Raw genomic sequence first — 5,438 nt, 5'->3', positions numbered from 1 at the left:
ATCATCGTGGCTTAATATAAGAAAAGTAACAGCTTAACGAACTGAAAATAATCAAAAAAAATTATAAAAAAGACAATTTCTATATTATTTCAATAGAAATTGTCTTTTTTTACTTATCTTGGACCTTTTTGTTCCAGCCTCTTTATAAAATTGTCACGAAATAACTTTTAAATCTATTTATTCGTTGAATTAGATTGACCAGGTTCATGAACCATCTCTAAAACTTCGTCTTCAGAATGATTTAAAATCAATCGACTCAATTCATCATTATTCATTTTCTTAAGTTTTGGCAAGCGAATGATAAAAAAGATTAATCCTATTACCAACCAAATTCCTAAAGCGATGTATGATGGTATCGAAAGTGCTGCAGGAGAACCTGGAATAAGCAATAAACATAAGAACACAAAGGATACAATCGATCCTATAATACCAAAAATTTTATAAACTGGTGCATACGTATTACTCTGTTTATTAAAACTAAATAATTTCGTAGCAGATAAACAAGTAATAAAATATGCAATTGAAACACCTGTAGATGACATATCTACAATCCATGTTAATGCCGTTCTACCTAACCAAGGAGCAATTAAAGATACAGCTACTAGGAAGATAATAGCGACATATGGTGTTTTATGTTTACTGTGTAATTTACTAAATACTGTTGGCATAATGCCAGAGCGCCCCATTGAAAATAATAAGCGACTCGAACTCATTAAAAATCCATTTAATCCAGTAAAAATCCCCATAATAATTGCCACTGCTAATACTGCAAGGCCAATAAAACCGAATGCATCTTGAGTCACTGCACCTGTAAGCCATAAGTTACCATTTAAACTTGTTGCTTGTGTACTTAGCCAGCCTGTGTAAAGTAACATCACTACATAAGTGAGTGACGCAGCTAGTAAACTATAAACAATAAGTTTAAACGTCTTGTTAGGAGAAAAGTTAAATTCTTCAGCAGTTTGCGGTATATTATCAAACCCTACGTACGCCCATGGTGCAATAGAGACAATCATAATGATTGATTGAAACCATCCTTTATCTACACTTGCTAATGGCTCTAAATGACTCAAACTAAAGTGACTGCTAAAGAAAGAACCTATAAACATAAGTGCAACTACAAGGACCATTGCAACACAGAAGTAATATTGTAACGAACCAGACACACTGGCACCTCTAATAGTAATCAACATAAACACTATAAGTAGCACAGTTGCGATAACAATTTCAGTTATGTAAACATCCCAACCAGCTACTGTATATAACTTACCGTTGTTCAAAACATTTGGTAATAAAAATTTAATCAACAAACTGAATGCTGTCGCATTTAACGCAACAACACAAACATAGCCAAATGTTAAAAACCATGAAGAGAAAAAGCTTACATATCTTCCAAAACTTAAAAAACTAAAAGCAAATGCGCCACCAGAAACAGGAAATTTTTCAACGAGTGCGCCATAACTTACAGCAATAAGAATCATCAATAACGCACCGATTACTATACCTATTGAAGAAGCAATAGGCCCTGATTGTTTAATCCAATCTCCTGGTAATATAAAAGCGCCCCATCCGATACACGAACCATATGCAATAGCCCATACAAATTTCTCGGAAAGATTCTGCTTAAGGTTACCTCTATCTACATTGTTATTTTTATTTTCCATAAATAAAACTCACCTCGAGAGTATAGTATACCCTAAAAGGTGAGTGAATTAACTCATGAACTTTTACCATTAAATTGTAAAGATTGTCATATTGTAACATGATTATATGAAGTGATTACCCAGCGAATTTAAGTGTAGCAATCACAAGAACAAGCCAACCAATTATAAATAGAACACCACCTATTGGCGTAATTGCACCTAAAATACGAACTTGTGTTAAGGCTAAGAAATACAAGGAACCACTGAAAAAGACAATACCAAAGAATAATAACCAACCAGCCCAATTTACATTAATTGATGTTGTACCACTTATTAAACCTATAACTAACAGACCTAATCCATGATACATTTGATAAGTTGTTGCTTTTTCCCATATTGACATGTATTTATCTGATAATTTATCTTCCAACCCATGTGCTCCAAATGCGCCAGTACCGACAGCCATCATTGCATTTAATGCACCTAAAATAATAAAAACTTTCATCATTTTGAATGTACTCCTTTATATTTAAAAATCAAAAATAGATTCACCATTACCAACTTGATCATCTGTAATCATCATATTATTAGAAGTATGATGCTTTTTCATTGATTGTGGTACTTTACCACCCATTGCTTCTATTTCAGCTGCAGTTACATGATGTTTTTGTGAAGACTGTTGTTTCATCTCATAATCATCTTTGATATTACTATTCATTGGTTTAGAATGATTTAATTTCTCTATTGTAGAACGACTTTGATGAGAACTAACAAGAGATGTGAGCATGTGTATAGCATACATATGCTTTTCAAATTCCGTATCTGTCTGAGCTTCATCTGCTTGTATCAATTCTTGCTCAATCAATTGTAGAATCTGTTCTTTGTTCATTATTCTCACCTAACTTTCACACCACTGAACTGGTGTTTTCCCTTTAGATTTTAAATAGTTATTTGTAGTTGAATAAGGTTTAGAACCAAAAAATCCTCTAAAAGCCGATAGTGGACTAGGATGTGGCGATTTAATGATTAAGTGTTTAGATGTATCAATGAATCGTTCCTTTTGTTGAGCCGGTCTTCCCCACAGAATAAAAACAACATGCTCACGATAATTAGAAACAGCTTGTATGATTTCATCCGTGAATGTTTCCCATCCAATATTTCGATGTGAATGTGCTTCACCTTGTCGAACAGTCAATACCGTATTTAATAACAAGACACCTTCTCTTGCCCAGTCTTGTAAATGAGGCGAAGTTCTATGACACCCTATATCATTTTCTAGTTCTTGATACATATTTCTTAAAGATGGTGGAAATTTAGCATGAGGTTGCACTGAAAATGCTAAACCATGTGCTTGATTAGGACCGTGATAAGGATCTTGCCCTAAAATAACAACCTTGATATCTTCAAACGGCGTTAAATCAAATGCTTGATAGATATTTTGTTTATCTGGATAGACGGTTTGAGTCGTATATTCTTTTTCTAAAAAGTCATGCATCGCCTGAAAATCATGGCGCGTTGTTATATCATGAAATACCTCTGACCATTTCATTCGTTTTCACCTCAAGCTACATTTTAACATATTCATATTAGAAAAATGACTGATTTTATAAGCATTAATTTTTGTAAACTTTTATATGATTCAGGTTTACAATAAGCGCATTTTTATCTATATTACAATTAATATAGATAAATTTCAGTAGTTTGGAGTGTTATATATGTGTACTGCCATTTCTTTATATACAAAACAACGTTACCATTATTTAGCTAGAACAATGGACTTTGCATTTGAATTTAATGGTATCCCAACCATTGTTCCACGCCATTATCACTACCAATTCGATCTAGATTCAGACATGCGTCTTGAATATGGTTTTGTTGGAACTAATTTAAAAGTAGGACGTTATAGATTTGGTGATGGTATAAACGAAAAAGGTTTAGCTATTTCGAACCATTACTTCACTGGTGAAGCCTCATACAGTACCCATAAACGTTATGGTTATTTTAACTTAGCACCTGAGGAGTTTATTGTTTGGGTTTTAGGTTTTAATAAAAGTATTAGCGAATTAAAACAAAAGGTTAAGAAAATCAATATTATGAATGAAAAAAATACGACTTTGAATATCGTTCCTCCTTTACATTTCATGGTCACTGATGAAACAGGACATACCGTAGCCATAGAACCTCACAATGGCTTATTAATAGTTAAAGATAATTATGTTCATACCTTAACAAATGAACCTAAATTAGATTGGCATCTATCTAACTTAAGAAATTACGCTTTTTTAACGCCACAGAAATCAACCAATCAATTAATAGGTAAAGTGCTAGTAAGATCAATGGGCTGTGAAGCAGGAACAAATGGCTTACCGGGTGGTTATACGTCAACAGAACGTTTTATACGCGCTACATATTTAAGACACCAACTACGCTGTTCCCATAATGAAGATGAAAATTTAATGAATTGTTTTAAAGTTCTAGAATCAGTCAGTATCCCTCAAGGTGCAGTTATCGATGCCAATAAAATACATTACACACAATATCAATTAGTGATGGAAAGTAAAGAAAGAAGTTATTATATTAAGCCTTACTTTAGCAATCAAATTTTCAAAATAAAATTAACTGAAGACATTTTAAGTAAGAATGAGAGGACATTCTTACCTATTAATCACGAATTAAAGATAACATCAATACAATAGCTAAGTATGATGATTGATATGCATTTAAAAATTATAATAATTTAGCGTACGCGATAAACATGATATGATAAAGACACTAGAAATTAATGGGAGTGAATGAATGATGGCTTTAAAAAAAGTATTAACGATAGCTGGTTCAGATACAAGTGCTGGTGCCGGTATGCAAGCAGATCTTAAAACGTTCCAAGAACTTGATGTATATGGAATGGTCGCTTTAACATCTATTGTAACAATGGATAAAGAAACATGGTCCCATGATGTAACACCTATTGATATGAATGTTTTCGAAAAACAACTTGAAACTGCAATATCAATTGGACCTGATGCTATTAAAACAGGAATGTTAGGGACACAAGACATTATTAAACGTGCCGGAGATGTTTTTGTTGAATCTGGTGCAGACTATTTTGTAGTTGATCCAGTAATGGTTTGTAAAGGAGAAGACGAAGTACTTAACCCAGGAAACACAGAAGCAATGATTCAATATTTACTACCTAAAGCTACGGTTGTTACCCCGAATTTATTCGAAGCAGGTCAACTCTCTGGTTTAGGAAAATTAACATCAATTGAGGATATGAAAAAAGCTGCTCAAGTGATTTATGACAAAGGCACACCTCATGTCATTATTAAAGGTGGTAAAGCACTCGATCAAGATAAATCTTATGACTTGTACTATGATGGCCAACAATTTTATCAATTAACTACTGACATGTTCCAACAAAGTTATAATCATGGTGCAGGATGCACATTTGCTGCTGCCACAACAGCTTATCTTGCGAACGGTAAATCTCCAAAAGAAGCAATCATTGCTGCTAAAGCATTTGTAGCTTCAGCAATCAAAAATGGTTGGAAAATGAATGACTTTGTAGGACCTGTTGATCATGGTGCATATAACCGTATTGAACAGATTAACGTTGAAGTCACTGAGGTTTAAAATACGATATATATAAATACTAGTACATTTTACCCCTCATCTATAGTCTCATTTAATTCCTACAAACATTGTAATTATAATTAAATCAATATCTATATAGATGTGGAAAGCCTGGAACAAAAAGTTCCAAAATAAGTAAATAAAGACAATTTCTATTGAAATAAT

The 5,438-nt window shown here is 33.0% G+C and carries 6 protein-coding genes; 2 read left to right on the top strand and 4 right to left on the bottom strand.

Translation table 11 applies throughout. From position 1 onward, the window contains the following. Positions 1-173 precede the first annotated feature (173 nt). The 4 genes from HMPREF2576_RS02295 to HMPREF2576_RS02280 all read right to left on the bottom strand — a co-directional run bounded on the left by HMPREF2576_RS02295 (position 174) and on the right by HMPREF2576_RS02280 (position 3,192). Positions 174-1,664: an APC family permease gene (locus tag HMPREF2576_RS02295; protein WP_001832531.1), complete on the bottom strand. Its 1,491-nt coding sequence runs from the start codon at positions 1,662-1,664 to the stop codon at positions 174-176. 115 nt (positions 1,665-1,779) lie between these two features. Continuing rightward, positions 1,780-2,148, bottom strand: a complete 369-nt coding sequence (locus HMPREF2576_RS02290; protein ID WP_002494334.1) for a DUF423 domain-containing protein — start codon at positions 2,146-2,148, stop codon at positions 1,780-1,782. Between the two features lie 24 nt (positions 2,149-2,172). Further along, positions 2,173-2,532, bottom strand: coding sequence for a DUF5327 family protein (locus HMPREF2576_RS02285; protein WP_001832078.1), 360 nt, complete (start codon positions 2,530-2,532; stop codon positions 2,173-2,175). Positions 2,533-2,541: 9 nt separating this feature from the next. Next, on the bottom strand, positions 2,542-3,192 hold the full coding sequence (locus HMPREF2576_RS02280) for a uracil-DNA glycosylase (RefSeq protein ID WP_001832132.1): 651 nt from the start codon (positions 3,190-3,192) through the stop codon (positions 2,542-2,544). Positions 3,193-3,358: 166 nt separating this feature from the next. Here HMPREF2576_RS02280 and HMPREF2576_RS02275 point away from each other — a divergent pair, with 166 nt between their 5' ends. Beyond that, positions 3,359-4,339, top strand: coding sequence for a choloylglycine hydrolase family protein (locus tag HMPREF2576_RS02275; RefSeq protein ID WP_002470570.1), 981 nt, complete (start codon positions 3,359-3,361; stop codon positions 4,337-4,339). A gap of 103 nt (positions 4,340-4,442) precedes the next feature. Continuing rightward, positions 4,443-5,273 (top strand): bifunctional hydroxymethylpyrimidine kinase/phosphomethylpyrimidine kinase, encoded by an 831-nt coding sequence (gene thiD / locus HMPREF2576_RS02270; protein ID WP_002458379.1) that lies wholly within the window; start codon positions 4,443-4,445, stop codon positions 5,271-5,273. Positions 5,274-5,438 lie beyond the last annotated feature (165 nt).

The sequence above is a fragment of the Staphylococcus sp. HMSC063F05 genome (assembly GCF_001837075.1).
In the GTDB taxonomy this organism is placed as follows: domain Bacteria; phylum Bacillota; class Bacilli; order Staphylococcales; family Staphylococcaceae; genus Staphylococcus; species Staphylococcus epidermidis.
This window is presented reverse-complemented; position numbering and strand designations above follow the sequence as displayed.